This is a genomic window from Variovorax sp. Soil_C_33 (genome assembly GCF_057656935.1).
The window spans coordinates 425147-448732 of sequence record NZ_JBDGJK010000003.1 but is presented as its reverse complement, the minus strand read 5'-3'; the positions used below and the strand labels follow the sequence as shown (position 1 = coordinate 448732).

28 protein-coding genes are annotated in these 23586 nt (G+C 68.0%); 20 read left to right on the top strand and 8 right to left on the bottom strand.

All coding sequences use genetic code 11. The features are described 5' to 3' along the window. Positions 1 to 38: 38 nt before the first annotated feature. Together AC3A6B_RS07510 and AC3A6B_RS07505 are read left to right on the top strand one after the other, a co-directional pair. Positions 39 to 779, top strand: coding sequence for an SDR family NAD(P)-dependent oxidoreductase (locus tag AC3A6B_RS07510; protein ID WP_487836110.1), 741 nt, complete (start codon positions 39 to 41; stop codon positions 777 to 779). A 13-nt stretch (positions 780 to 792) separates the two neighbouring features. Next, on the top strand, positions 793 to 1014 hold the full coding sequence (locus tag AC3A6B_RS07505; protein ID WP_487836109.1) for a tautomerase family protein: 222 nt from the start codon (positions 793 to 795) through the stop codon (positions 1012 to 1014). Positions 1015 to 1020: 6 nt separating this feature from the next. Here the strand turns inward: AC3A6B_RS07505 and AC3A6B_RS07500 are convergent, their stop codons facing one another. Further along, positions 1021 to 1929: a LysR substrate-binding domain-containing protein gene (locus tag AC3A6B_RS07500; protein ID WP_487836108.1), complete on the bottom strand. Its 909-nt coding sequence runs from the start codon at positions 1927 to 1929 to the stop codon at positions 1021 to 1023. Positions 1930 to 2063: 134 nt separating this feature from the next. Between AC3A6B_RS07500 and AC3A6B_RS07495 the strand changes: the two genes are divergently transcribed. From AC3A6B_RS07495 to AC3A6B_RS07465, 7 genes are all read left to right on the top strand, one after another. Next, positions 2064 to 3041, top strand: a complete 978-nt coding sequence (locus AC3A6B_RS07495; protein ID WP_487836107.1) for a tripartite tricarboxylate transporter substrate binding protein — start codon at positions 2064 to 2066, stop codon at positions 3039 to 3041. A gap of 4 nt (positions 3042 to 3045) precedes the next feature. Beyond that, entirely contained in the window at positions 3046 to 3936 is an 891-nt protein-coding gene (locus AC3A6B_RS07490) for an HTD2 family dehydratase (RefSeq protein WP_487836106.1), read from the top strand. A 7-nt stretch (positions 3937 to 3943) separates the two neighbouring features. Further along, entirely contained in the window at positions 3944 to 5113 is a 1170-nt protein-coding gene (locus AC3A6B_RS07485) for an acyl-CoA dehydrogenase family protein (protein WP_487836105.1), read from the top strand. A gap of 13 nt (positions 5114 to 5126) precedes the next feature. Further along, positions 5127 to 6308 carry a CaiB/BaiF CoA transferase family protein gene (locus AC3A6B_RS07480; RefSeq protein WP_487836104.1) on the top strand — a complete coding sequence of 394 codons (1182 nt, stop codon included), beginning with the start codon at positions 5127 to 5129 and terminating at the stop codon, positions 6306 to 6308. Continuing rightward, positions 6268 to 7668 carry an MmgE/PrpD family protein gene (locus AC3A6B_RS07475; RefSeq protein WP_487836103.1) on the top strand — a complete coding sequence of 467 codons (1401 nt, stop codon included), beginning with the start codon at positions 6268 to 6270 and terminating at the stop codon, positions 7666 to 7668. Before AC3A6B_RS07480 ends, AC3A6B_RS07475 begins: the two co-directional genes overlap by 41 nt. Beyond that, positions 7665 to 8525, top strand: coding sequence for an HpcH/HpaI aldolase/citrate lyase family protein (locus AC3A6B_RS07470; protein WP_487836102.1), 861 nt, complete (start codon positions 7665 to 7667; stop codon positions 8523 to 8525). The genes AC3A6B_RS07475 and AC3A6B_RS07470 overlap by 4 nt, the downstream gene beginning before the upstream one ends. A gap of 85 nt (positions 8526 to 8610) precedes the next feature. Beyond that, positions 8611 to 9546, top strand: a complete 936-nt coding sequence (locus AC3A6B_RS07465; RefSeq protein WP_487836138.1) for a tripartite tricarboxylate transporter substrate-binding protein — start codon at positions 8611 to 8613, stop codon at positions 9544 to 9546. A gap of 12 nt (positions 9547 to 9558) precedes the next feature. Here the strand turns inward: AC3A6B_RS07465 and AC3A6B_RS07460 are convergent, their stop codons facing one another. Further along, a complete protein-coding gene (locus tag AC3A6B_RS07460; protein WP_487836101.1) occupies positions 9559 to 10386 on the bottom strand; it encodes an endonuclease/exonuclease/phosphatase family protein in 828 nt (275 codons plus the stop codon). Between the two features lie 154 nt (positions 10387 to 10540). Between AC3A6B_RS07460 and phbB the strand changes: the two genes are divergently transcribed. From phbB to AC3A6B_RS07435, 5 genes are all read left to right on the top strand, one after another. Beyond that, positions 10541 to 11278, top strand: a complete 738-nt coding sequence (gene phbB, locus AC3A6B_RS07455) for an acetoacetyl-CoA reductase (RefSeq protein WP_487836100.1) — start codon at positions 10541 to 10543, stop codon at positions 11276 to 11278. Positions 11279 to 11396: 118 nt separating this feature from the next. Further along, entirely contained in the window at positions 11397 to 11933 is a 537-nt protein-coding gene (locus AC3A6B_RS07450; protein WP_487836099.1) for a (2Fe-2S)-binding protein, read from the top strand. Next, positions 11930 to 12925 (top strand): FAD binding domain-containing protein, encoded by a 996-nt coding sequence (locus AC3A6B_RS07445; RefSeq protein ID WP_487836098.1) that lies wholly within the window; start codon positions 11930 to 11932, stop codon positions 12923 to 12925. Before AC3A6B_RS07450 ends, AC3A6B_RS07445 begins: the two co-directional genes overlap by 4 nt. Next, positions 12922 to 15168 (top strand): xanthine dehydrogenase family protein molybdopterin-binding subunit, encoded by a 2247-nt coding sequence (locus tag AC3A6B_RS07440; protein WP_487836097.1) that lies wholly within the window; start codon positions 12922 to 12924, stop codon positions 15166 to 15168. The genes AC3A6B_RS07445 and AC3A6B_RS07440 overlap by 4 nt, the downstream gene beginning before the upstream one ends. Before the next feature lie 43 nt (positions 15169 to 15211). Beyond that, on the top strand, positions 15212 to 16903 hold the full coding sequence (locus AC3A6B_RS07435) for a cation:proton antiporter domain-containing protein (protein WP_487836096.1): 1692 nt from the start codon (positions 15212 to 15214) through the stop codon (positions 16901 to 16903). Between the two features lie 7 nt (positions 16904 to 16910). Here AC3A6B_RS07435 and AC3A6B_RS07430 read toward each other — a convergent pair whose 3' ends face one another. Further along, positions 16911 to 17315: a hypothetical protein gene (locus AC3A6B_RS07430; RefSeq protein WP_487836095.1), complete on the bottom strand. Its 405-nt coding sequence runs from the start codon at positions 17313 to 17315 to the stop codon at positions 16911 to 16913. Between the two features lie 241 nt (positions 17316 to 17556). Between AC3A6B_RS07430 and AC3A6B_RS07425 the strand changes: the two genes are divergently transcribed. Together AC3A6B_RS07425 and AC3A6B_RS07420 are read left to right on the top strand one after the other, a co-directional pair. After that, positions 17557 to 17775: a hypothetical protein gene (locus AC3A6B_RS07425; protein WP_487836094.1), complete on the top strand. Its 219-nt coding sequence runs from the start codon at positions 17557 to 17559 to the stop codon at positions 17773 to 17775. 28 nt (positions 17776 to 17803) lie between these two features. After that, on the top strand, positions 17804 to 18376 hold the full coding sequence (locus AC3A6B_RS07420; RefSeq protein ID WP_487836093.1) for a hypothetical protein: 573 nt from the start codon (positions 17804 to 17806) through the stop codon (positions 18374 to 18376). A gap of 22 nt (positions 18377 to 18398) precedes the next feature. Here the strand turns inward: AC3A6B_RS07420 and AC3A6B_RS07415 are convergent, their stop codons facing one another. The 3 genes from AC3A6B_RS07415 to AC3A6B_RS07405 form a co-directional block, all read right to left on the bottom strand. After that, positions 18399 to 18656 (bottom strand): hypothetical protein, encoded by a 258-nt coding sequence (locus tag AC3A6B_RS07415; RefSeq protein ID WP_487836092.1) that lies wholly within the window; start codon positions 18654 to 18656, stop codon positions 18399 to 18401. A gap of 188 nt (positions 18657 to 18844) precedes the next feature. Continuing rightward, a complete protein-coding gene (locus AC3A6B_RS07410; protein WP_487836091.1) occupies positions 18845 to 19225 on the bottom strand; it encodes a helicase SNF2 in 381 nt (126 codons plus the stop codon). A 266-nt stretch (positions 19226 to 19491) separates the two neighbouring features. Beyond that, entirely contained in the window at positions 19492 to 19695 is a 204-nt protein-coding gene (locus tag AC3A6B_RS07405) for a hypothetical protein (protein WP_487836090.1), read from the bottom strand. Positions 19696 to 19968: 273 nt separating this feature from the next. Here AC3A6B_RS07405 and AC3A6B_RS07400 point away from each other — a divergent pair, with 273 nt between their 5' ends. Together AC3A6B_RS07400 and AC3A6B_RS07395 are read left to right on the top strand one after the other, a co-directional pair. Further along, positions 19969 to 20190: a hypothetical protein gene (locus AC3A6B_RS07400; RefSeq protein ID WP_214697814.1), complete on the top strand. Its 222-nt coding sequence runs from the start codon at positions 19969 to 19971 to the stop codon at positions 20188 to 20190. Continuing rightward, positions 20187 to 20555 (top strand): hypothetical protein, encoded by a 369-nt coding sequence (locus AC3A6B_RS07395; protein WP_487836089.1) that lies wholly within the window; start codon positions 20187 to 20189, stop codon positions 20553 to 20555. The genes AC3A6B_RS07400 and AC3A6B_RS07395 overlap by 4 nt, the downstream gene beginning before the upstream one ends. Positions 20556 to 20573: 18 nt before the next feature. Here AC3A6B_RS07395 and AC3A6B_RS07390 read toward each other — a convergent pair whose 3' ends face one another. Both AC3A6B_RS07390 and AC3A6B_RS07385 read right to left on the bottom strand, forming a co-directional pair. Beyond that, positions 20574 to 21014 (bottom strand): response regulator, encoded by a 441-nt coding sequence (locus AC3A6B_RS07390; RefSeq protein WP_487836088.1) that lies wholly within the window; start codon positions 21012 to 21014, stop codon positions 20574 to 20576. An 87-nt stretch (positions 21015 to 21101) separates the two neighbouring features. Continuing rightward, positions 21102 to 22205 (bottom strand): ATP-dependent DNA ligase, encoded by a 1104-nt coding sequence (locus AC3A6B_RS07385; protein WP_487836087.1) that lies wholly within the window; start codon positions 22203 to 22205, stop codon positions 21102 to 21104. A gap of 86 nt (positions 22206 to 22291) precedes the next feature. On the opposite strand from AC3A6B_RS07385, the gene AC3A6B_RS07380 reads away from it, so the two are divergent. Both AC3A6B_RS07380 and AC3A6B_RS07375 read left to right on the top strand, forming a co-directional pair. Next, a complete protein-coding gene (locus AC3A6B_RS07380) occupies positions 22292 to 23080 on the top strand; it encodes an exodeoxyribonuclease III (protein WP_487836086.1) in 789 nt (262 codons plus the stop codon). Between the two features lie 4 nt (positions 23081 to 23084). Then, entirely contained in the window at positions 23085 to 23585 is a 501-nt protein-coding gene (locus AC3A6B_RS07375) for a hypothetical protein (RefSeq protein WP_487836085.1), read from the top strand. Position 23586 lies beyond the last annotated feature (1 nt).

Sequence of the window (23586 nt, the reverse complement as noted above, 5' to 3'; positions counted from 1 at the left end):
CACCTTCAAGCAGTCGACGCCATCACCGGAGATATGAAATGAATCAACGCTTGCCGCGAACGGTCGTCGTCACAGGTGCCTCCAGCGGCATCGGCCTTGCCATCGCGCTGGGTTTCCTGCGCCGCGGCGACAAGGTGGTCGGAAACGCGCGCACGCTCGAACGCCTGCAGGCCACCGGTCTCGCGCAGGACTTTCCAGACCAGTTCCTCGCGGTCGCCGGTGACGTCGCTGACCCGGCGACGGCCAAGCGGATCGTTGCCGAGGCGGTCGCGCGTTTCGGCCATGTGGACGTGCTGGTCAACAACGCCGGCATCTTCAACGCGAAGGCTTTCGCCGAGTACACGGCCGCGGATGTCGATGCGCTGGTCGGCACCAACCTCAAGGGCTTCTTCTACGTCTCGCAGGAAGCGGTCCGCCACATGACGCCGCGCAAGCAGGGCCACATCGTCAACATCACGGCCAGCATCGCCTTGCAGCCGAATGCCAGCGTGCCCGCGCTGCTGCCGATCCTGGTCAAGGGCGGCCTCAACGACGCGACCCGGGCGCTGGCGCTCGAACTCGCGCCGCACAACATCCAGGTGAATGCCGTGGCGCCCGGGATCATCGACACGCCGCTCTACACGCCGGACATGCACGCCTTCCTGAACACCCTGCAGCCGGCAGGCCGGATCGGCGCGACGGCGGACATCGTCGATGCGGTGCTGTACCTGAGCGACGCATCCTTCACGACCGGCGTCGTCCTGCCTGTGGATGGCGGCATGAGCACCGGCAAGTGGTGAAGCGAGGCCAGCCATGCCCTACGTCAACATTCAAGTGACTCGCGAAGGCGTGACCGCCGAGCAGAAAGAGCAGCTCATCGCGGGCACCACCGACCTGCTGTGGCAGGTGCTGAAGAAGGCGCCGGAACTGACCTTCGTGGTGATCGACGAGATCGACACCGACAACTGGGGTCATGGCGGGCGATCCGTGACCGCGCTGCGCCGCGAAGCCCTGCGGAAGCCGCCGGCAAGCTGATCGACCTCAGCCGGCGGCGTCCTGCGCCGCATAGTGCGCGCACAGCGTCTCGACCAGGGCCTGCGCATAGGTCGGCAGCGTGGCGCGGTCGCGCACCAGCAGGTAGCGCTCGCGCACGCACCACGGATCGCTGAGCTCGATCAGCGCGAGCTGCATGCTCTCGAGGTTGCGGCGCGCCGCCGATTCGGGCACCACGCCGATGCCCACGCCGCTGCCGATCATGCGGCACATGGCATCGAAGCCGCCGAGCTGGATGCGCAGCTTCTGGCTCTTGCCGAGGCTCTCGGTGATCTGCGCCAGGAAGGCATGCAGCGTGCTGCCCTGCTGCATGCCGACCGCGTCCTCGTCCAGCGTTTCGGCAAAGGCGATGCGGCGGCGCCGCGCGAAGCGGTGCTTGCGCGAGGTCACGAGCACCAGGCGGTCGGTGCTGAAGTGGATCGCCTCCAGGCCCAGCGTGTCGACGCTGCCGGCGACGATGCCGATGTCGGCGCGGCCGTCGAGCACGCCGTGCGGGATCTGCGTGTTCGGTTTTTCCTGAAGGTCGATGTTGATCCGCGGGTGGCGGGCCAGGAAGCCCGGCAGGATCTCGGGCATGAAATCGGTGACCGCCGTGGTGTTGGCGAATACCCGCAGATGGCCGCGCAGGCCGCCGCCGTATTCGGCCAGTTCGGAGCGCAGCTGGCCGGCCTGGTGCAGCACCAGCCGCGCGTGGTGGAGAAAGGCTTCGCCCGGCGGCAGCAGGCGAACGCCGCGCGCCTCGCGCGACAGCAGCGGCAGGCCGGCCTGCGCCTCCAGCGCCTTGATCCGCGCGCTGGCGGCGGCCAGCGACAGGTGCTGGCGCTCGGCCGCGCGCGTGAGGCTTCCGAGCTCCGCCGCGGCGACAAAGAGACGCAAATCCGTCAGGTCGAAATGCATGGCGCCATCCTAGCCCAGCCTTCGGAAATCCTGAAGGCTCGGTTTCGAAATCGCAGATTGCGCGCGGGCATCGCTGTCGCCACCATGCGGGTCAAGGGCGTGTTTTCAGGCGCCTATCGCAACGGAGACACAGGATGAGCTTTCGCGCAATGGCGCTTCTTCTCACGGCCATGGCCGCTCTGCTGGCGGGCGGACATGCCGCAGCGCAAAGCGGCTACCCCTCGCGCCCGATCACGCTGGTCGTGCCGCAGGCGGCCGGCGGCACCAACGACATCGTCGGCCGCCTGGTCGGCCAGAAGATCGCCGAGGTGCTGGGCGCCAGCGTGGTGGTCGACAACCGGCCGGGCGCCGGCGGCAACATCGGCACGCAGCTGGTGGCCAAGGCGCCGAAGGACGGCTATACGCTGCTCATGACGATCAGCAGCAGCCAGGCGATCAACGCCGCGCTCTACAAGAACCCGGGATTCGACCCGGTCAAGGATTTCCGCCCCGTGGGCCTGATCGGCGCGGTGCCCAACGTGCTGCTGGTCAACCCGTCGTTCCCGGCCAGGTCGCTCGGCGAGCTGCTCACGCTCGCGAAGCGCAAGGACGCGGCCTACCAGTACGCCTCGGCCGGCAACGGCACGCTCAACCACCTGCTCGGCGAGATGCTCAACAGCATGGCGGGCATCCAGCTGCAGCACGTGCCCTACAAGGGCGTCGCGCCCGCGATCAACGACGTGCTCGGCGGCCAGCTGCCGATCGTGTTCGCGAGCCTGCCCTCGGCGCTGCCGCACATCAAGGCCGGCAAGCTGCGCGCGCTGGCGGTGAGCGGCGAGAAGCGCTCGCCCGCGCTGCCAGAGGTGCCCGCCATCGCCGAATCGGTGCCCGGCTACAACGGCACGCTGTGGATCGGCCTGTTCGCCCCGGCGGGCGTGCCGCAGGATGTGCTCGCCAAGCTGCAGGAGGCGGCGCGCCAGGCCATGGCCGCGCCCGACCTGCGCGAGAAGCTCGAGCAGCAGGGCGTCGAGATCGCCGCGCCCACCTCGCCCGAGCAGTTCGCGAAGCTGCTGCAGGACGACATCGCCAAGTGGGCGCGCATCGTCAAGGCCTCCGGCGCCGCCGTGGATTGAACACATGACCCTCTCTCAACACCCTTCAACGATCGCGGGCAATGCGCTCGCCCGCCTGCAGGCCTGGCAGGGCCGCAGCGAAACCCTGGCCGACGAGGTCACGGCCGCGCCGGTGCGCGCGCTGGCGGCGACGCTGGACCGCGACGATCCGGCCCCGGGGCAGGGCACGCGGCTGCCCGAGCTCTGGCACTGGCTCTACTTCCTGCCGCACCACTGGCAGTCCGAGATCGGCCCCGACGGCCATGCCAAGCGCGGCGGCTTCCTGCCGCCGGTGCCGCTGCCGCGCCGCATGTGGGCCGGCGGTCGATTGACCTGGGAAGCGGGCAATCCGCTCGTGGTCGGCGATGCGGTCGAGCGCACATCGACCATCGCATCGGTCTCGCACAAGGCAGGCCGCAGCGGCGAGCTGGTGTTCGTGCTGGTGCGCCACGAGGTGCGCAATGCGCGCGGCCTCGCGCTGACCGAGGAGCACGACATCGTCTACCGCGCCGCGCCAGCGCCCGGCGAAGCCGCGCCACAGCCCACGCCGGCACCGAAGGACGCCGCCTTCAGCCGCGAGATCGTGCCCGACGACGTGCTGCTGTTCCGCTATTCGGCCCTCACCTTCAACGGCCACCGCATCCACTACGACCGGCGCTACGTGACCGAGGTCGAGGGCTACCCGGGCCTGATCGTGCACGGCCCGCTGATCGCCACGCTGCTGGTCGACCTGCTGCGCCGCGAGAAGCCCGAGGCAACCTTGTCGAAGTTCGAATTCCGCGCGGTGCGACCCATCTTCGACACCGCTTCCTTCCGCGTGCATGGCCGCCCCGCGGCCGACGGCAAGACCTTCCGCCTGTGGGCCGAAGACGCCGACGGCTGGCTCGCGATGCAAGCCACTGCCACCCTCGCCTGAGACCCTGATGAAAACCCAGATCCCCACCCCCGATGCGCACCAGGAAATGCGCGACGCGCTGCGCGCGCTCTGCGGCAGTTTTGATTCCGCCTACTGGCAGAAGGTCGATCACGAGCGCGGCTATCCCGAAGCTTTCGTCAATGCGCTGAGCGACGCCGGCTGGCTCGCCGCGCTGATCCCGGCCGATTACGGCGGATCCGGCCTGGGCCTGGCCGAGGCCTCGGTGATCATGGAAGAGATCAACTTCGCCGGGGGCAATGCGGGCTCCTGCCACGGCCAGATGTACAACATGGGCACGCTGCTGCGGCACGGCAGCGAGGCGCAGAAGCGCCAGTACCTGCCGAAGATCGCGACCGGCGAGCTGCGCCTGCAGACCATGGCCGTGACCGAGCCCACCACCGGCACCGACACCACGCAGCTCAAGACCACCGCGGTGAGGAAGGGCGACCGCTACGTGGTCAACGGCCAGAAGGTGTGGATCTCGCGCATCCAGCATTCGGACCTGATGATCCTCTTGGCGCGCACCACGCCGCTCGCGGAGGTGAAGAAGAAGTCCGAAGGCATGTCGATCTTCATCGTCGACCTGAAGCAGGCCATGGGGAAGGGGATGACGGTTCGGCCGATCCTCAACATGGTCAACCACGAGACCAACGAAGTCTTCTTCGACAACCTCGAGATCCCGGCAGAGAACCTGATCGGCGAGGAGGGCAGGGGCTTCAAGTACATCCTCGACGGGCTCAACGCCGAACGCACGCTGATCGCCGCCGAATGCATCGGCGACGCCTGGTGGTTCATCGACCGTGCACGCCGCTACGCGAGCGACCGGCAGGTGTTTGGCCGCGCGATCGGCCAGAACCAGGGCATCCAGTTCCCGATCGCCGACAACTACATCGAGACCGAGGCGGCCAACCTCATGCGCTTCAAGGCCTGCGCGCTATTCGACGACGGCCAGCCTTGCGGCGCCGAGGCCAACATGGCCAAGTACCTCGCGGCCAAGGCCTCGTGGGAGGCGGCCAATACCTGCCTGCAGACCCACGGCGGCTTCGGCTTCGCCTGTGAATACGACGTGGAGCGCAAGTTCCGCGAGACGCGGCTCTACCAGGTGGCGCCGATCTCGACCAACCTCATCTACTCCTACGTGGCCGAGCACCTGCTCGGGCTGCCGCGTTCCTTCTGATCGGAGATCCGCCATGACACGACCTCTGGACGGCATCACCGTCGTCTCGCTCGAACACGCGATCGCGGCGCCTTTCTGCACCCGCCAGCTGGCTGATCTCGGTGCCCGCGTGATCAAGGTGGAGCGACCGGGCGGCGGCGACTTCGCGCGTGCCTACGATCAGCGCGTGGCCGGCGAGGCTTCGCACTTCATCTGGGTCAACCGTTCGAAGGAAAGCCTCACGCTCGACCTCAAGCAGCCGGCCGCGCAGGCCGTGCTGCAGGAGCTCGTCGCCGGCGCCGACGTGCTGGTGCAGAACCTCGCGCCCGGCGCCGCTGCGCGCATGGGGCTCGGCGCGGAGCTGCTGCAGGCGAAGCATCCGTCGCTGATCGTCTGCGACATCTCGGGCTATGGCGAGGACGGGCCCTACCGCGACAAGAAGGCCTACGACCTGCTGATCCAGAGCGAGGCGGGCTTCCTGTCGATCACCGGCACCGCCGACGCGCCCTGCAAGTCGGGCAACTCGATCGCCGACATCGCCGCCGGCATGTATGCCTACACCGGCATCCTCGCGGCGCTGCTGCAGCGGGGCAAGACCGGCAAGGGCTCGCACATCGATGTCTCGATGCTGGAGTCGCTGGCCGAATGGATGGGCTACCCGATGTACTACGCCTACGACGGCGCACCGCCGCCGCCGCGCAGCGCGGCCTCGCACGCCACGATCTATCCCTACGGCCCCTTCGCCGCGGGCGACGGCGGCACCGTGATGCTGGGCCTGCAGAACGAGCGCGAATGGCGCGCCTTCTGCGAGGGCGTGCTGATGCAGGCCGGGCTCGCGACCGATCCGCGCTTCGACAGCAACGCCAAGCGCAATGCCAACCGCGAGGTCCTGCAGGCGCTGATCCTCGAGACCTTCGCGGCGCTGAGCACGGCGCAGGTGCTCGAGCGATTGGATGCCGCGCAGATCGCCAATGCGCGCATGAACGACATGGCGGGCCTCTGGCAGCACCCGCAGCTGCAGGCACGCGAGCGCTGGCGCGAGGTCGCTTCGCCGGCCGGCGCGATTCCCGCGCTGCTGCCGCCGGGCCGGCAGAGCGCCTTCGACTACCGCATGGATGCGATTCCGGCGGTCGGCGAGCACACCGAATCCATCCTGCGTTCGCTGGGGCGCAGCGATGCGGACATTGCGGCGCTCCGTGCCGCGGAGGCGATCTGAATTGAGCACCGAATCCCTCGCACGCTTCGCCGCCGAACTTCGCTTCGGCGACATTCCGGCCCCCGTGCTTCGCCGCACCGAGGACCTGCTGGTCGACTGGTTCGGCTCCGCGATCGCAGGCCATGGCGCGCGGCCGGTCGAGACCATCGCCGCCTTCGCGCGCGAGATGGGGCCTGCGGACGGCCGCAGCGAGGTGCTGGTGGGGCGCACGCGCAGCAGCCCGTACTTCGCGGCACTGGTCAATGCCGCGGCCTCGCACGTGGCCGAGCAGGACGACGTGCACAACGGCTCGGTGTTCCATCCCGCGACGGTGGTCTTCCCGGTCGCGCTGGCATGGGCGCAGGCGCTGGGTGCCAGCGGCGAACAGCTGCTCGCAGCGGCGGTCGCGGGCTACGAGGTCGGCATCCGCGTCGGCGAGTTCCTCGGGCGCTCGCACTACAAGATCTTTCACACCACCGGCACCGCCGGCACGCTCGCTGCGGCAGCCACCGCAGGCCATCTGCTCGGACTCGACGCCGCGCGCATGCAGCATGCCTTCGGCTCGGCCGGCACGCAGTCGGCCGGGCTCTGGGAGTTCCTGCGCACGGCCGCCGATTCGAAGCAGCTGCACACCGCGCATGCGGCCGCGGCCGGGCTGATGGCGGCGACGCTGGCGCGCGACGGCTTCACCGGCGCGCAGCAGATTCTCGAAGGACCGCAGGGCATGGCCGCGGGCATGTCGCAGGATGCCGATCCAGCGCGGCTGGTTGACGGGCTGGGCAAGCGCTGGGCGCTGGCCGAGACTTCGTTCAAGTACCACGCCTCGTGCCGGCATACGCATCCGGCGGCCGATGCGCTGCTCGAAGTCATGCGTGCGAACGAGCTGCGCGCCGCCGACCTGGCGCGTGTCACGACGCATGTGCACCAGGGCGCGATCGACGTGCTGGGGCCGGTGGTCGATCCGGCCACGGTGCACCAGTCGAAGTTTTCGATGGGCACCGTGCTCGCGCTGGTGGCGCGCTTCGGGCAGGCCGGGCTGGCCGAGTTCGATGCGCATTTCCGCGATGCCGACACGGTCGCGCTTCGCGATCGGGTCGAGATGGCGCTCGACCCCGAGGTGGATGGCGCCTACCCGAAGCGCTGGATCGGCAAGGTCACGGTGCACACGAACGACGGCCGCGTGCTGCAGGGCCGTGTCGACGAACCCAAGGGCGACCCCGGCAACACGCTCTCCCGCGAGGAGATCACGGCCAAGGCGTTGCGCCTCGCGGCTTTCAGCGGCGGTGCCAGCGAAGCGGAGATGCAAGCGGCCATCGAGCGACTCTGGAATGTGGCGCACGCGCCCTCGGTGGGGATGCTGCTCGTGGGGGCCTCGTCGTGAACGCTGCAACGCCGCTCGCGCTGGCACGCACCTTCCTCTTCGTCCCGGCCGACCGGCCCGAGCGCCATGCGCGCGCGCTGGCCTCGGGCGCCGGGGCCGTGATCGTCGATCTCGAAGACGCGGTGGCGCCCGAGCACAAGGCGGCCGCGCGCGAGCAGCTCGCCGGCAGCCATGCGGCGCTGTCGGCCGGCGAGCGCCGCCGCCTGCTGGTGCGCGTCAATCCATGCGGCACGGCGTGGCACGACGACGACCGCGCGCTCGTGGCGCAGCTGTCCCGGCAGGGGCTCGCCGGCGTAGTGCTGCCGAAGGCCGAGCGTGCCGAAGAACTCGCCGCGCTGGCCGCGGCCGTCGGGCCCCAGGGTGTGCTCGTTCCGTTGATCGAATCGGCCGCCGGGCTCGCCGCGCTCGATGCGCTCGCGAACGCGCCGCAGGTGCTTCGGCTCTCCTTCGGCCATCTGGACTTCCAGGCCGATCTCGGTCTGGCCTGCGAGGCCGACGAGGCCGAACTGGTGCCGGTGCGCCTTGCGCTGGTGCTGGCCTCGCGCCGCGCCGGGCTCGCGGCGCCGATCGACGGCGTGTCGCCCGACTGGCGCGATCTGGAGCGGCTGCAGCTCGATGCGGCGCGCGCGCGGCGCGGCGGCTTCGGCGCCAAGCTCTGCATCCATCCCGAGCAGGTGCGGCCGGTGCATGCGGCCCTCGGCCCGAGCGCCGAGCAGCTGGCCTGGGCGCAGCGCGTGAACGGGGCCATGCAGGCCGCCGGCGGCGGCGTGATCAGCCTCGATGGCCGCATGGTCGACGCGCCCGTGCTGCGGCTCGCGCAACGCCTGCTCGCACTTGAAGCGCAGGGCGCGGCCTGAATCCGATTTTTATAGACATCAAGGAGACGACGACATGAAATCCAAAGTTCTGCTTTGCGCATCGCTGGCCGCGGGCCTGCTGGGAATGCAAGCGCCCGCCGCGGGCCAGGCCGCGTGGCCCGAGAAGCCCCTCACCATGGTGGTGCCTTACTCGGCCGGCGGCCCGACCGACGTGGTGGCCCGCATGCTCGCGATCCCGATGGGCAAGTCGCTGGGGCAGACGGTGGTGGTCGAGAACACGGTCGGCGCCGGCGGCACGATCGCGCCGGCGCGGGTCGCGAAGGCGAAGCCCGACGGCTACACCATCCTGATCCATCACATGGGCATGGCCACCGCGCCGGCGCTCTACAAGAAGCTGCCCTACGACCCGCTCAAGGACTTCGAGTACATCGGGCAGGTGATGGATGTGCCGATGACGCTGTTGTCGCGCAAGGACTTCCCGGCCAACAACTTCAAGGAATTGCTGGCCTACGTGAAGGCGAACAAGGACAAGGTCTCGCTCGCCAACGCCGGCATCGGCGCGGTCTCGCAGCTGTGCGGCCTTCTGTTCGCGAGCCAGATCGGCGTCGACCTGACGACCGTTCCCTACAAGGGTGCCGGCCCGGCGCTCAACGACCTCATGGGCGGCCAGGTCGACCTGCTGTGCGACCAGACCACGCAGACGGCGCCGGTCATCAAGGACGGCAACCGCGTCAAGGTGTTCGGCGTGACCACGCCCAAGCGCCTGGCCAGCATGCCCGACATTCCGACGCTCGACGAGCAGGGGCTCAAGGGCTTCGACGTGCGCGTGTGGCACGGCATCTACGCGCCCAAGGGCACGCCGGCCGCCGTGACCGCGAAGCTCAACGTGGCCCTGCGCGCGGCCCTGCAGGACGAGGTGGTCAAGCAGCGCCTGGCCGACCTGAGCTCGGAGATCGTGCCGATGGACAAGGTCACGCCCGAGGCGCTGCGCAGCCACCTCTCGGCCGAGACCGCCAAGTGGGGCAAGGTGATCCGCGCCGCCGGCATCCAAGGCGAATGAGAACCTTAGGCCTCAGTCGCCGAACTCGACGAACACCGGCTGGTGGTCGGATGCGCGCGTGGCCAGGTCGACCTCGATGCGACGCACGCGCGACGCGAGGCCCTCGCTGACGAACACGAAGTCGTAGGTCACCGGATCGGGTCCGTGCTTGCGGTCGAACAGCCGGAAGGTCGGCGCATGGGGGGCATCGCCGTGCACCAGCGGCCAGGCGTCCTGCAGGCGCTCGTGCAGCGTCGCGTGCGCCGGATCGGATGCAGCCATGTTGAAGTCGCCGCAGAGGATGACTTCTTTCGTATGCAGCTTGGGTTGGAAGGGGCCCTCGTAGTCGGCCTTCGGCGGCGCTGCCGCCTGTTCGCAGGCTTCGGCGTGCAGGGCGACCAGTGCCTTGGCCTGCGCCGTGCGCTGCATCGCCGAGTAGTACTCGAGATGCGTGGTCATCACGCGCAGGGGTCCCAGTTCGGGGCTGGTCAGCGTGAGCACCGTGCACATGCGCGGCATGCTGCTCGCGTCCGGGTCGGCCGGCCAGGGCAGCGGGTGGTGCTGGACGCGCGACACCGGCAGGCGGGTCGCGATCACGTTGCCGAAGCGCTGGCGCCGGCCCTCTTGATCGAACTCCTCCACCGCGGCGCCGAAGAAGAGCTGGAAGCCGGGCAGCAGCGCGCGCAATTCGGCCGGCTGGTCGCCCGGGCCGCCGGGCATGGCGTCGTAGCCCGATGCGATCTCCTGCAGGCAGAGGATGTCGAAGTCGGCCAGGGCGCGCGCGCCCTCGACGATGCGGCGGGTGCTCACCATGCCGTCGAGGCCGCAGCACCATTGGGTGTTCCAGGTCACGAGTTTCATTGGACGCCTTCCTTCCTTGTGCTTGAACGCGGTATATGGATGGCTTGTGACACCCCGTTGCATTGAGGGGTCAGTGTTTTCCTGAGCCGGTGGCTGCGTGAAACTTCGCTACAGTGAACAGCGCCTGTTCAGGCTCGTCAACATAAGGATCATCATGAGCAAAAGAGTCGCATACGTCACCGGGGGCATGGGAGGCATCGGAACCGCCATTTGCCAGCGCCTGCACAAGGATGGCTTCACGGTCATCGCTGGCTGCGGCCCCACGCGGGACTACGCCAAGTGGCTGGCCGAGCAGAAGGCCGAGGGCTATGAGTTCCATGCCTCGGTCGGCAACGTCGGCGACTGGCAATCGACGGTCGAGGCCTTCACCAAGGCCAAGGCCGAACACGGCAGCATCGACGTGCTGGTCAACAACGCCGGCATCACGCGGGACCGCATGTTCCTCAAGATGACGCCCGAGGACTGGAGCGCGGTGATCGAGACCAACCTCAACAGCATGTTCAACGTCACCAAGCAGGTGGTCGCGGACATGGTCGAAAAAGGCTGGGGCCGCATCATCAACATCAGCTCGGTCAACGGCGCCAAGGGCCAGGCCGGCCAGACCAACTACTCGGCCGCCAAGGCCGGCATGCACGGCTTCACGATGGCGCTGGCACAGGAGCTGGCGGCCAAGGGCGTGACGGTGAACACCGTGAGCCCGGGTTACATCGGCACCGACATGGTCAAGGCGATCCGCCAGGAAGTGCTCGACAAGATCGTGGGCACGATTCCCGTCAAGCGGCTCGGCGAGCCCAGCGAGATCGCTTCCATCATCGCGTGGCTCGCGACCGACGAAGGCGGCTACTCGACGGGAGCGGACTTCTCGGTCAACGGCGGGCTGCACATGCATTGAGACGCAGCGGTTCAGCTTGCATCAAGGACCCGCTTCGGCGGGTCTTTTGCTTTCCGGCGATCAAGGCTTGCGTTCGCGTCCTACTGCGCACATGCTCACGACACGACAAGGTCAGCCCATGGATGCCAGTCTCACGCCACTGACGCCGGAGCGCACCGCCTGCGAGGTGCACACGGTCCGCTTCCACCTGAACGGCGTCGCGCGCACGGTGCGGCTCGAAGCCTGGACCACGTTGCTGGACTTGCTGCGCGAGCACTGCGGCCTGACCGGCACCAAGAAGGGCTGCGACCATGGCCAGTGCGGCGCCTGCACGGTGCTGGTGGACGGCCGCCGGATCAACGCCTGTCTCGCGCTCGCGGTGATGCAGGAAGGCGCGACGATACAGACCATCGAGGGCCTGGCGCACGGCGACCTTCTGCATCCGTTGCAGCAGGCCTTCGTCGACCACGACGCCTTTCAGTGCGGCTACTGCACGCCGGGCCAGATCTGCTCGGCAGTCGGCCTGCTGCGCGAGGGCCATGCACAGAACGAGGACGACGTGCGCGAACAGATGAGCGGCAACCTCTGCCGTTGCGGCGCCTATCCGAACATCGTCAGGGCAGTCGTCGAAGTGCTGGGGCATCAGCAGTCCGGTGCGTGGAAAGCCGTGCGATGAATCCTTTCGAGTACCACCGCGCCACCGATGCGGCCGATGCGCTGCGCGCCATTGCCGGCGTCGACGGCGCGCGCTTCATCGCCGGCGGCACCAACCTGCTCGACCTCATGAAGGAAGGCGTCGCCCGGCCTGCGCGGCTGATCGACATCACGCACCTGCCGTTGCGCGAGGTGCGCGTCACCGAAAGCGGCGGCCTGCACGTCGGCGCGCTGGTGCGCAATGCGGACCTGGCCTGGCATCCGGAGGTGCAGCGTCGCTATCCCTTGCTGGCGGAGGCACTGCTGGCCGGGGCCTCGCCCCAGCTGCGCAACATGGCGACCGTGGGCGGCAACCTGCTGCAGCGAACGCGCTGCTACTACTTCTACGACATCGCCACGCCATGCAACAAGCGCGCGCCGGGCAGCGGCTGCCCGGCGATCGAAGGGCTGAATCGCATCCACGCGATCCTCGGCACGAGCGAGCAGTGCGTGGCCGTGCATCCTTCGGACATGTGCGTCGCGCTGGCGGCGCTGGAGGCAGTGGTTCAGGTGCAGGGGCCGCAGGGCGAACGATCCATTGCCATGGCCGACTTCCATCGGCTGCCGGGCGATGCGCCGGAGCGCGACACCACGCTGGCTGCGGACGAATTGGTCATTGCAGTCGAATTGCCGCCCGATCCCTTCGCTCGCCATTCCTGCTATCTCAAGCTGCGCGATCGGCGTTCCTACGCCTTCGCGCTGGTGTCCGCGGCTTGCGCGCTCGACATCGCGCAGGGGCGCATCCGGTCGGCGCGCATCGCGCTCGGCGGCGTGGCCCACAAGCCCTGGCGCCGGCCCGAGGCCGAAGCGCTGCTGGCCGGCCAGCAGCCGGCTGCCGCTGCATTCGAGGCGGCGGCCGCCGTTCTGGTCGAGGGTGCGCGAGCGCTGGAGCACAACGGCTTCAAGATCGAACTGGCGCGCCGGACCGTCGTGCGCGCGCTGATGCAGGCGGCCGGCATGGAGGCCGCTGCGTGACGGCGCAACCCGGATTGCCCTTCGGGGCGCCGGTGGCGCGCGTCGACGCGCGGGCCAAGGTGACGGGTGCGGCCCGCTATGCCGCCGAGCATCCGGCCGAGGATCTGCTCTTCGGCGTGGTGGTGTCCAGCCCCATTGCGCGCGGCCGCATTCGTTCCCTCGACAGCCGCGCGGCGCGCGCCGTGCCGGGCGTGGTGGAGGTGCTGACCCACGAGAACCGGCCGCCCATGGCCCGCTTCGATCTGCTGCACAAGGACATGGATGCGCCCGGCGGCTCGCCGTTCCGGCCGCTGCACGACGCGCAGATCCACTCCGACGCGCAGCCGGTGGCGTTGGTCGTGGCGGTGAGCTTCGAGGCCGCGCGCCATGCGGCCCGGCTGGTCGAGGTGCATTGCGCCGCCGAGCGGCCGCGCAGCGACATGCAGCGGCTGGCGATCGAGGCCCGCAAGCCGAGCCGGCTCAAGTTCGGCTACCAGGTCGCGCCCAAGGTGCGCGGCGAACCGGAGGACGCCTGGGACGAAGCGCCCGTCAAGATCGAGGCTCGCTACCGTTCGCCCGCCGAGTTCCATAACCCGATGGAAATGCATGCCAGCACGGCGATCTGGGAAGGCGAAGGACAGCTCACGATCTACGATAAGACGCAGGGTGCGCAGAACAGCCGCGCCTATCTGGCGCGCGTGCTGAAGCTGCGCAAGCGCGATGTGCGCGTGTTGTGCCCCTTCGTCGGCGGGGCCTTCGGGTCGGGGCTTCGGCCCGGCTACCAGCTGGTGCTGGCCGCGATGGCGGCGCTGAAGCTACGGCGCGCGGTGCGCGTGGTGCTCACGCGCCAGCAGATGTTCAGCTTCGGCCATCGGCCCGAGACTCTGCAGACGCTGAAGCTGGCCTGCGATACCGAAGGGCGGCTGCGCTCCGTGGTGCACGAGGCTGTGTCGGAGACTTCGCGCAAGGAAGACTACGTCGAGAACATCGTCAGCTGGACGGGCCTGCTCTACAACACGCCGAACCTGCGGCTGGCCCATCGCGTGGTCGAGCTCGACCGCTTCACGCCGACCGACATGCGCGCGCCCGGCGCGGCCCAGGGGGTCTATGCGCTCGAAAGCGCGATGGACGAATTGGCGCATGCGGTGGGCCTGGACCCGCTGGCCCTGCGCCTGCGCAACTACGCCGAGACCGAGCCCGGAAGCGGCAAGCCCTTCTCGAGCAAGGCCTTGCGCGAATGCTATGCGCGCGGCGCTGAGCGCTTCGGCTGGTCGCGGCGAGAACCCGAGCCGCGCTCGATGCGCGACGGCCGCACGCTGATCGGCTGGGGCATGGCCACCGGCGTCTGGGAGGCGACGCAGATCCACGGCGCCGCGCGCGCCGTGCTGCGGGTCGACGGCACGCTGGAAGTCGGCAGCGCCACCACCGACATCGGCACGGGCACCGGCACGGTCATGTCGCAGATCGCCGCGGCGACCTTGGGCTTGCCGCTTGCCAAGGTGGACTTCAAGCTCGGCGATTCGCGCCTGCCGATGGCGCCGGTGCAGGGCGGCTCCTTCACCGTGGCCACCATCGGCACGGCGGTGCAGGCCGCCTGCCACAAGATCGCGGCCAAGCTGCTCCTGATGGCGCGTGCGCAAGGAGACACGCCGCTGCGCCAGCCGCGGCTGAAGGATGTCGAATTCGTCAACGGACTGGTGCGGTTGCGTGCGGATCCCTCGCGTTCCATCAGCCTGCGCGAGCTGATGCAGCGCGCCGGGGCGGCCCAGATCGAGGGCAAGAGCCTCGCGCTGCCCAAGCTCATGAAGCAGCGCAAGTACGCGCGCGCCACGCATTCGGCGGTGTTCGCCGAGGTGCGCGTGGACGAAGACTTGGGGCTGGTGCACGTCACGCGCGTCGTCAGCGCGGTCGCGGCCGGGCGCATCGTCAATCCGAGAACGGCCACCAGCCAGATCGAGGGCGGCGTGGTCTGGGGCATCGGCATGGCGCTGCACGAGGAAGGCCTCATCGATCACCGCCTGGGCCGCTTGATGAACCGCAACCTGGCCGAATACCACCTGGCCGCCAACGCCGACGTCGGGGAGATCGAGGTGATCTTCGTCGACGAGCGCGACGAGGTCGTCAATCCGCTCGGCGTCAAGGGGGTAGGGGAGATCGGCATCGTGGGCGTCGCGGCCGCCGTGGGCAACGCGATCTTCCATGCGACGGGGCGCCGCGTGCACAGCCTGCCGATCACGCTCGACAAAGTGCTGGGCCTGGATTGACGTTGCCGGAGGTGCGCTGGCGTCGATCTTGCAGAATGCGGCGATGCCACATAGCGTCTCCCTGATCAATACCGTCGCAGCCGGCCTCGGCCTGGCGCTGGTACTCGGCTTCCTGGCGGCGCGGCTTCGGCTGCCGGCGCTGGTGGGCTACTTGCTCGCCGGCGTAATCCTCGGCCCTTTCACGCCGGGCTTCGTGGCGGATGCGGAGATCGCCGCGCAGCTGGCCGAGATCGGCGTGATGCTGCTGATGTTCGGCGTCGGCCTGCATTTCTCGCTCGACGATCTGCTCGCGGTGCGCAAGATCGCGCTGCCCGGCGCGATCGTGCAGATGGTCGTGGCCACGCTGCTCGGCGGCGCATTGGCCACGTTGTGGGGCTGGAGCCTGGGCGGCGCCCTGGTGTTCGGGCTCGCGCTGTCGGTGGCGAGCACGGTGGTGCTGCTGCGCGCGCTCGAAAGCCTGGGGCTGCTCGATTCCTTCACCGGCCGCATCGCGGTCGGCTGGCTGGTGGTGGAAGACCTGGCGATGGTGCTGGTGCTCGTGCTGCTGCCGCCGCTGGCGGGCGTGATGGGCGGCACGGCGGCACACGCCGACGCGGCGCCGGTCTGGCAGACGCTGGGCCTCACGCTGCTGCAGGTGGGGGGCTTCGTGCTCCTGATGCTGGTGGTGGGCCGGCGCGTGTTCCCGTGGATCCTGTGGCAGATCACGCGCACCGGCTCGCGCGAGCTTTTCACGCTGTGCGTGGTGGCGGCCGCGGTCAGCATCGCTTTCGCATCGGCGGCGCTGTTCGGTGTGTCTTTCGCGCTCGGCGCCTTCTTTGCCGGCATGGTGATGCGCGAGTCCGAGTTCAGCCATCGGGCGGCCCAGGAATCGCTGCCGCTGCGCGACGCCTTCGCCGTGCTGTTCTTCGTCTCGGTCGGCATGCTGTTCAATCCGGCGGTGCTGATCGAACGCCCGCTGCAGGTGCTCGCCGTGGTGGGGGTGATCGTGGTGGGCAAGTCCGTGGCGGCCTGTGTCCTGGTGCTGCTGTTCCGTTATCCGCTGAGCACGGCGCTCACGGTGAGCGCGAGCCTGGCGCAGATCGGCGAGTTCTCTTTCATCCTGGCCGCGCTGGGCGTCTCGCTCGGACTGCTGCCGGCCGAGGGCCAGAGCCTGCTGCTGGCCGGCGCGCTGATTTCCATTGCCACCAATCCGCTGTGGTTCAGCCTGATCGGTCCGCTGCAGAAGTGGCTGCATGCGCGTTCCTCCTTCGCGCGCGGCCTGGCGCTGCGCGACGACCCGCTGGCCGAGCTGCCGGTGAGCACCGAGGCGAAGTACCTGTCGCGGCAGGTGGTGCTGGTCGGCTTCGGTCGGGTGGGGCGGCGCATCGCCGCCGAGCTGGCGGCCCACGATCTTCCCTTCGTGGTGGCGGAGCAGAACCGCGAGCTGGTGGAGAAGCTGCGCGCCGACGGGATGGCGGCTGTCTGGGGCGACGCGGCCGATCCCGCGGTGCTGATCCAGGCGCATGTGGCGCGGGCCAGCGTGCTCGTGGTCGCCGTCGCCGATGCGATGAACGTGCGGCAGATGATTGAGACCGCACGCACGCTCAATCCCGCGATCGAGACCGTGATCCGCAGCCACAACGAGGAGGAGGCGCGGCTGCTCTCGGAAGAGGTGGAGGCCACCGTGTTCCTGGGCGAGCACGAGCTTGCGCAATCAATGGCGCGCGCCGTGCTCAGCCGCGCCGCGCCGGCCTGAGGACCCCTCAGAGATCCTCGATCACCAGCCTGCAGTAGCGCTCGGCGATCGAATACGGCACCGTGCGCACCACCTCCATCAGGCGCTCGGCCGCGGCCCGGTTCTCGGTCTTGACCAGAAGGCCCGTATGGCCGTCGCGTGCGAGCTTGGTGTAGGCACGCACGGTGGCGCCGTCGGTGCCGGCCGAGGGCAGCGGATTGTCCGCGTCCCTGACCGTGGGCGAGATCTGGGCCAGCAGGGTCTTGGGAGGTATCAGGTAGACCTCGTCGCCGCTGAAGCCGTTCTCGATCAACTGGTGGCCGACCCGGCTGGCGTCCTCGGCATCGGGAAACATCACCATGGAATGGCCGGTGGGATAGAAGGCCCCTCCGAAGGCGGCGACCATATGGGGGTCGAGGGTGAAATGCTTCATGTCTCCTCCTTGTCGGCGGTTTTGTTGAGGGTGCATTCAGCTTATGCATGGCGGCACCCGGGCGCTGTAGGAAAAGCTTGGCAGTGCAAATTACCCACATTCAGGCTATTGAGGGTATTCAAGAGTTGCCAATCCAATTACTGTTCGTCACATTTGAGACGAAACGTGAAATTTTGGCTAGGTCTTGTAACGTGCCTTGAATAGGATCGATGAGTTCACTCGATGACCCTTTCCTAAACTCATGTCGCAATTGCGAAATATCGCGCTCACCGTACACGAACTCGAAGAGGGCGAGTTCTATTGGGTATTGATGGAAGGCACCGACTACGCCATGGAAGATGCCCTTCCATACCTGCCCCTCGAGGCTGCGAGCGATCCGCAAGCGACCTATGCGAATGCATTGGTGGCAGGGATTGCGGCGATAAGGAAATTGTTCGGCAAGGACGGGCCGCGCGCTTGAGGCGACGCAGCCAGACGCGGGGGAAAGCATGCGGAAATTCGGAGCGGCGGTTGCCGCCGTCACTGTCGGTCTGGTGGTCGTCGGCTGGTTCAACCGTCCTGCGACCTCGACCGAATGGGCGGCGTGGGTCCAGACCCTGGGCGTGCTGGCAGCGATCCTGTGGGCGCTGCGGCTGCAGGCCCTCGCCTCGAAGCAGAGCCTGCGGCAGGCCGGGCAGGTGGCGGCGATCTTCGCGACCAATATGCACTGGGTCTTCAGGGAACTGAACGACGCCTGCGGCAAGCGCAGCTGGCCAGACTACACGGTGCATCGCCGCATCCTCGATGAAATCCTGGCGCAGGGCCGCGAAGTGACGCTGCAATTGCTCGATGGGCGCTCGCTGGCGATGGTGAGCAGCTTGCGCGCGATCGCGGTGGAGGCGCTCGAGATGACCGCGCCGCACACCGAGAGCGGCAACTGGTCCCACCTGCAGCTTTATTTCGACAAGCGCCTGCCCAGCATTGCGGCCTGGCTGTCGGCAACCGGTCATCCGCCCGAGAGCAGCGGGCCGACCGACTATGTGGGGCTTCGCACCTCCTTCGGGCAGCTCGGAGGCCGCTGAAGAAGAAGAGAAGTGCGTCCGTTCAGGACGTCACGTGTTCGCTCATCGAAGGCCACCACCGGCGCCACCACGGGCGCTTCGGTTCGGGCGCCGCGGCGGCGCTGGCCATCAGCTCGGCTGCCATCGAAGCGCGCACGCGTTCGCGCAAAGCAGTCTCATAGGCGTGGGCGGGCGCTCGCGCGTTGCGATCTCCACGCAATGCCAGGCGCCGCCAGGCATGGGCGTGTTCAGCGAGCTCCGCATCGCTCAGGTCGTCGGGGTGGGGCAATTGCTGCGTCATGCTGACGAGATTGTGCCGCGCTCCCGGACGCCCGGCATTCTTTCATCGAAGTCCAGTGGCCTGCGGCCAACGCCGCACGAAAAACCGGGCCCATGGCCCGGTCTGCGCACGGAAAACCGGGCCCATGGCCCGGTCTGCGCACGGAAAACCGGGCCCATTGCCCGGTCTGTCGTCTCGAGCGCAGCGGATTACAGCGCGAGCTGGTCGATGCCGCGCGCCGCGGCGCGGGCTTCGGCGCGCACCGTGGCACGGTCGACGGTGCTCGCGAGCACCGGCGCTGCGCCTTGCGCATAGCCTTCCGCGTACGGGTTGGCGCTGTGGGCGGCAGCGACAGCTTCGGCACGTACGCCGGCGCGGTCGGTGGAAGCGGTCAGCACCGGCGCGACGCGCGACGAAACGCCTTCGGCATACGGGTTCTCGCTGCGTGCGGCAGCAACGGCTTCCGCCTGCACGTCGGCACGGCTGTTGGCCGACACCAGCGAATGCACGCCGTCATAGGTTTCGGCCTGGGCTCCGGCAGCGGCGAGAAGCGAGAGAGCGGCGGCAGCAATGATCTTCGAGGTCTTCATTTCAATTTCCTTCAATGGCTTGGATGATGATTTCGAACCGGTCTTGGGTGGGGCGCCGTCCCTTTGGGGGCGGCCACCTCGCTCGGTGCCTGTTCATCCAGAACAGTGAATGGCTGCTCTGTGGGATGAAGTTTGCGCCCGAAAGCTAGGTAGAAACCCTGCCAAATGGAATTGCGGTGTTTTCGTTCCGGCAACAATCCGGGCGCGGCACCCGGTCCGGATCGGGCCATGGGACCCAGGGAAGCTGCGCGGGAGGGCGAAGGGCCTCAGCGCTTGTCGGGTGACTGACTCGTAGGGGGCTTGCGTCCGAGCAATCGGGTCAGTGCATCCAGCTCGCGTGCGAGCCGTATCGCTTCTGCGCGCGCTTTTTCATCACCCTGCTTCATGTGCAGCAGGTGCTGCTCGTAGGCGTCCGAGAGTTGCGTCCACCGCTCGAAGGAGGTGTCGATGGGCGTCACCGAATCCTGCATGGCTGCCTCCATTTCATGACGCTCGGGCCATTTCGATGGTTATCTCCTGCTCCCTGAAAGACTACACAAAGCGCCGGAACCTTTCCAGGGCAGGGGCGGGCCCTGCTCGCTGCATTCGGCACTACTTCATGCTTCCTGCGGTTCGCGAACCCGTGAAATGGATCACGAAAGAAGTTAACCTGTAAGTACTACATGTAATTACAATTGGCTACATGGACATACGCTCCGAGACAAACCAAGGTCGGTCTCCTGGCCGTGCCTGCGTGGCAGCAGATGTCCTATAGCGTGCTCCAGCGCGTGGCCAAGGGTCCGCTGCCGATGGTCTTCACTTCGGCGGAGGACATCGAGGCCCTGCGCATCCTGAAGGACGGCGGCTGGGTCAAGGTCTCGTTCTCGGCGCCGCCGGGACGGGCGGGGACGGCCACCGTGACGGAACTGACGCCTCTGGGCCGTTTCGCGATGCAGTTCGTGCAACCCGACAAGGACAAGCCATGAGAGTCATTGTCTGCATCCTGGCCAGCATCTCGGTCTTCGCCGCTTGCATCGGCGGGTGGTGGTTCTATTGGCCGATCTGGCAGGTCCAATCACAGGTGAAAACCAAGCTGCCGGAAAGCCGCTTCGCCGTGTTCTCCGGCGTGACCTACAACAAGAGCACGGGCACGGGCTGCGGCTACGTGCATGCCGATGATCGCAACGGCCGCTTGTCCGGCCGGACGCATTTCATCCTGCTGCCCGACGGCGACGTCAAGTTCGACCCCAAGGACCCGATTCGCGGCAACACGCTGGAGCAACTCGAGAGCCTTCGCAAGCATGCCGACTATCTGGCGCTGGTCTACGACCGTTGCGCACCGCCGGCCTGAGCCTTTCGCGCTGCCGATTCAGGCGCCGCTCGCCGCAATGCGCGATGCAGGGGCGGGCTGGTTGCCGGCGAGCTTCGGCTCGACCAGCTGGGACGCCTGGCCCAGCGCTTCGCGCAGTTGCTCGAGGCTGAACGGCTTGCTGAGCCAGACCGCGCCGTGCAGCGGGCCATCCGGCATCTTTCTGGCAGTGGCGAAGATGATCGGCAGCTTGCAACGGGCCTGCAGCTTGCCGGCCAACTCCAAGCCGGACAAGGCCGGCAGGCCGATGTCGACCATCAGCACGTCGAAAGCGCCTTCGAGGAAGCGGGCGAGCGCGCCTTCGGCGCTGCGGACACCGGTCGCCCAGTGGCCCAGCAATTCCAGTGCTTCGAGCGCGGCGTCCAGCACATCGGGATCGTCTTCGACCACCAGCACCCGCAAGCTGCAAGCGTTCGGCGGGCATGCTGTTGAGGGGGCCATCTGCGATCTCTTCGGACGTGGGGATCGCGAGCATCGGCTTGTGCCGGCCGGTCGGCTGTAGGAACGAGCCGCGATCAGTTGCCCGCATCATCTATCTGCCGATACAGGGCGAAACACATGCGCGAGTTCGTAGGGCGGCGTGGACTCCAACTGGTCGTAACGGCATTCGCGCGGAGGCTTGTCGAAGCGCCAGCGCAGGAACACGGTGGCGTGGCGGAAGCGGTCTCCCTGCAGATGGTCGTACTTGACTTCGCACACGCGCTCGATGCGCAGCGGCTCCCACGAGAGGTTCTTGCCCGCGCTCCAGCGGCTTCGCGCGCCGGGCATGCGCTGCCTATCGTCCTGCCTTTCGGGTTGCTCCCATCCGGCCCAGGGATGAGCTTCTAGCGCGCGCTGGCGCAGCGGCTCGAGTTCGCGCGCAAGCGCTTGGCGCGTCGGCATGGCGAAGGACGACGTCACGCCCACGTGATGCAGAACGTCGCGCTCGTCGTAGAGGCCCAGCAGCAGCGAACCCACGGCGTCGCGTCCGCTCTTGTGCCACCGGAAGCCCGCCACCACGCAGTCGGCGGTGCGCACGTGCTTCACTTTCAGCATCGCGCGTTTGCCTGGAAGGTAGGGCTGATCGATCGGCTTGGCGATCACGCCGTCGAGCCCGGCGCCTTCGAAATCCTGCAACCATCGCAGCGCGAGCGTGCGGTCGATGGTCATGGGCGTGAGATGGATCGGCGGCGCGGCCGTCGCAAGCAAGGCCTCGATCAGCAGGCGGCGCTCCCCCTGCGGATGCGACATGAGCTCGCGCCCGTCGAGCTTCAGCAGATCGAAAGCGACGAAGGCGGCCGGCGTTTCGCTCGCCAGCCGCGCGACCCGCGATGCCGCCGGGTGTACGCGCTGCTGAAGCGCATCGAAGTCCAACCCGCGCGGCGTGGCGATGACGATCTCGCCGTCGAGCACGCAGCCCGTGGGCAGGTGCTCGAGGAAGACCTCGTGCAGATCGGGGAAGTAGCGGTCGAGCGGCTTGCCGTCGCGGCTCTGGATCACGACCTCGCGCGCACTTCGGAAGACGATCGCCCGGAACCCGTCCCATTTGGGTTCGAACAGGAAGCCGTCGCCGGCCGGCAGTTCTTCCGCGACCTTGGCGAGCATCGGCTCGATCGGGCGAGGCAGCGGATCGAGCGGATCGGTGGAAGCCATGACCGAAGCAGAGCATGTTCTCCGACACGGCCGGTGACGGCTTGCACGTCATGATGCTGACGTCATTCTTCCCTGATGCATGCGCCATGAAGATCGCGACCTTCAACGTCAACGGTGTCAACAGCCGGCTTGCGCGCCTGCTCGAATGGCTGGCCGAATCGAAGCCGGACGTGGCCTGCCTGCAGGAGCTCAAGTCGCCCGACGAGAACTTTCCGGCAGCCGCGATTCGCGAAGCCGGCTATGGCGTCGTGTTCCATGGCCAGCGCTCATGGAACGGTGTGGCGATTCTCGCGCGCGGTGCCGAGCCGATCGAAACTGGCCGCGGCCTGGACGGCAACAGCGAAGACAGCCAGAGCCGCTACCTCGAAGCCGTGGTCGGCGGCGTGATCGTCGGCGGTCTCTACCTGCCCAACGGCAATCCGCAGCCGGGCCCCAAGTTCGACTACAAGCTCGAATGGTTCGGGCGGCTCGAGGCCCACGCGCGAAAGCTCTATGCGTGCGGGCTGCCCGTGGTGCTGGCGGGCGACTTCAACGTCGTGCCCACCGACGCCGACATCTACAACCCCGCTTCATGGCGCGACGATGCGCTGCTGCAGCCTGAGGCCCGTGCCGCCTTCGCGCGCCTCTTGAAGCAGGGCTGGACCGACGCGATCCGCGCGCGCCATCCGAACGAGGCGATCTACACCTACTGGGACTACTGGCGCAACCGCTGGCCGCGCAACGCGGGCCTGCGTATCGACCACCTGCTGCTCAATGCGGAGCTCGCGCCCCTGCTGATCGATGCGAACGTGGACCGCGATGTGCGCGGCCGCGCCGGGGCCAGTGATCATGCGCCGGCCTGGGCGGTGCTCGATCTGCCTTATATGCCGGGCTGACGCCATGAAATTGCTCTCGCGCCTCTATTCGACGATCCATGCGTTCATGGCGCTGCTGTTCGCCTGTGCTGCGCTGGCGCTCATCGCCATCTCGACCCGCGCCGGCTGGCTCGCCATCCGCGGCGGTTTCGACCGGGCCGCGGCGGAGGCGATCATCGAGACCGTCGGGCTGCTGGCGGCCGCAGTCGTCGCGTTGCAGATCTCGCAGACCATCGCCGAGGAAGAAGTCATTCGCGATGCGCACATCAGCGCGCCGACGCGCGTGCGCCGCTTCCTGTCGCGCTTCATGGTGGTCATCGTGGTGGCGGTCGCAGTCGAAGGGCTGGTCGCCATCTTCCGGGCGCACGACGATCCGGCGCAGCTGCTCTATGCGGCGGGGGTGCTCAGCGCCATTGCCTTGTTGCTCGCCGGTTGGGGCGTGTTCATTCACCTCAACCGCTCTGCGGAGGAACTGGAACCCGAAGCGATGGCCGAGGCCAAGCAGGAGGACAAGAAGCTGAGGTGAG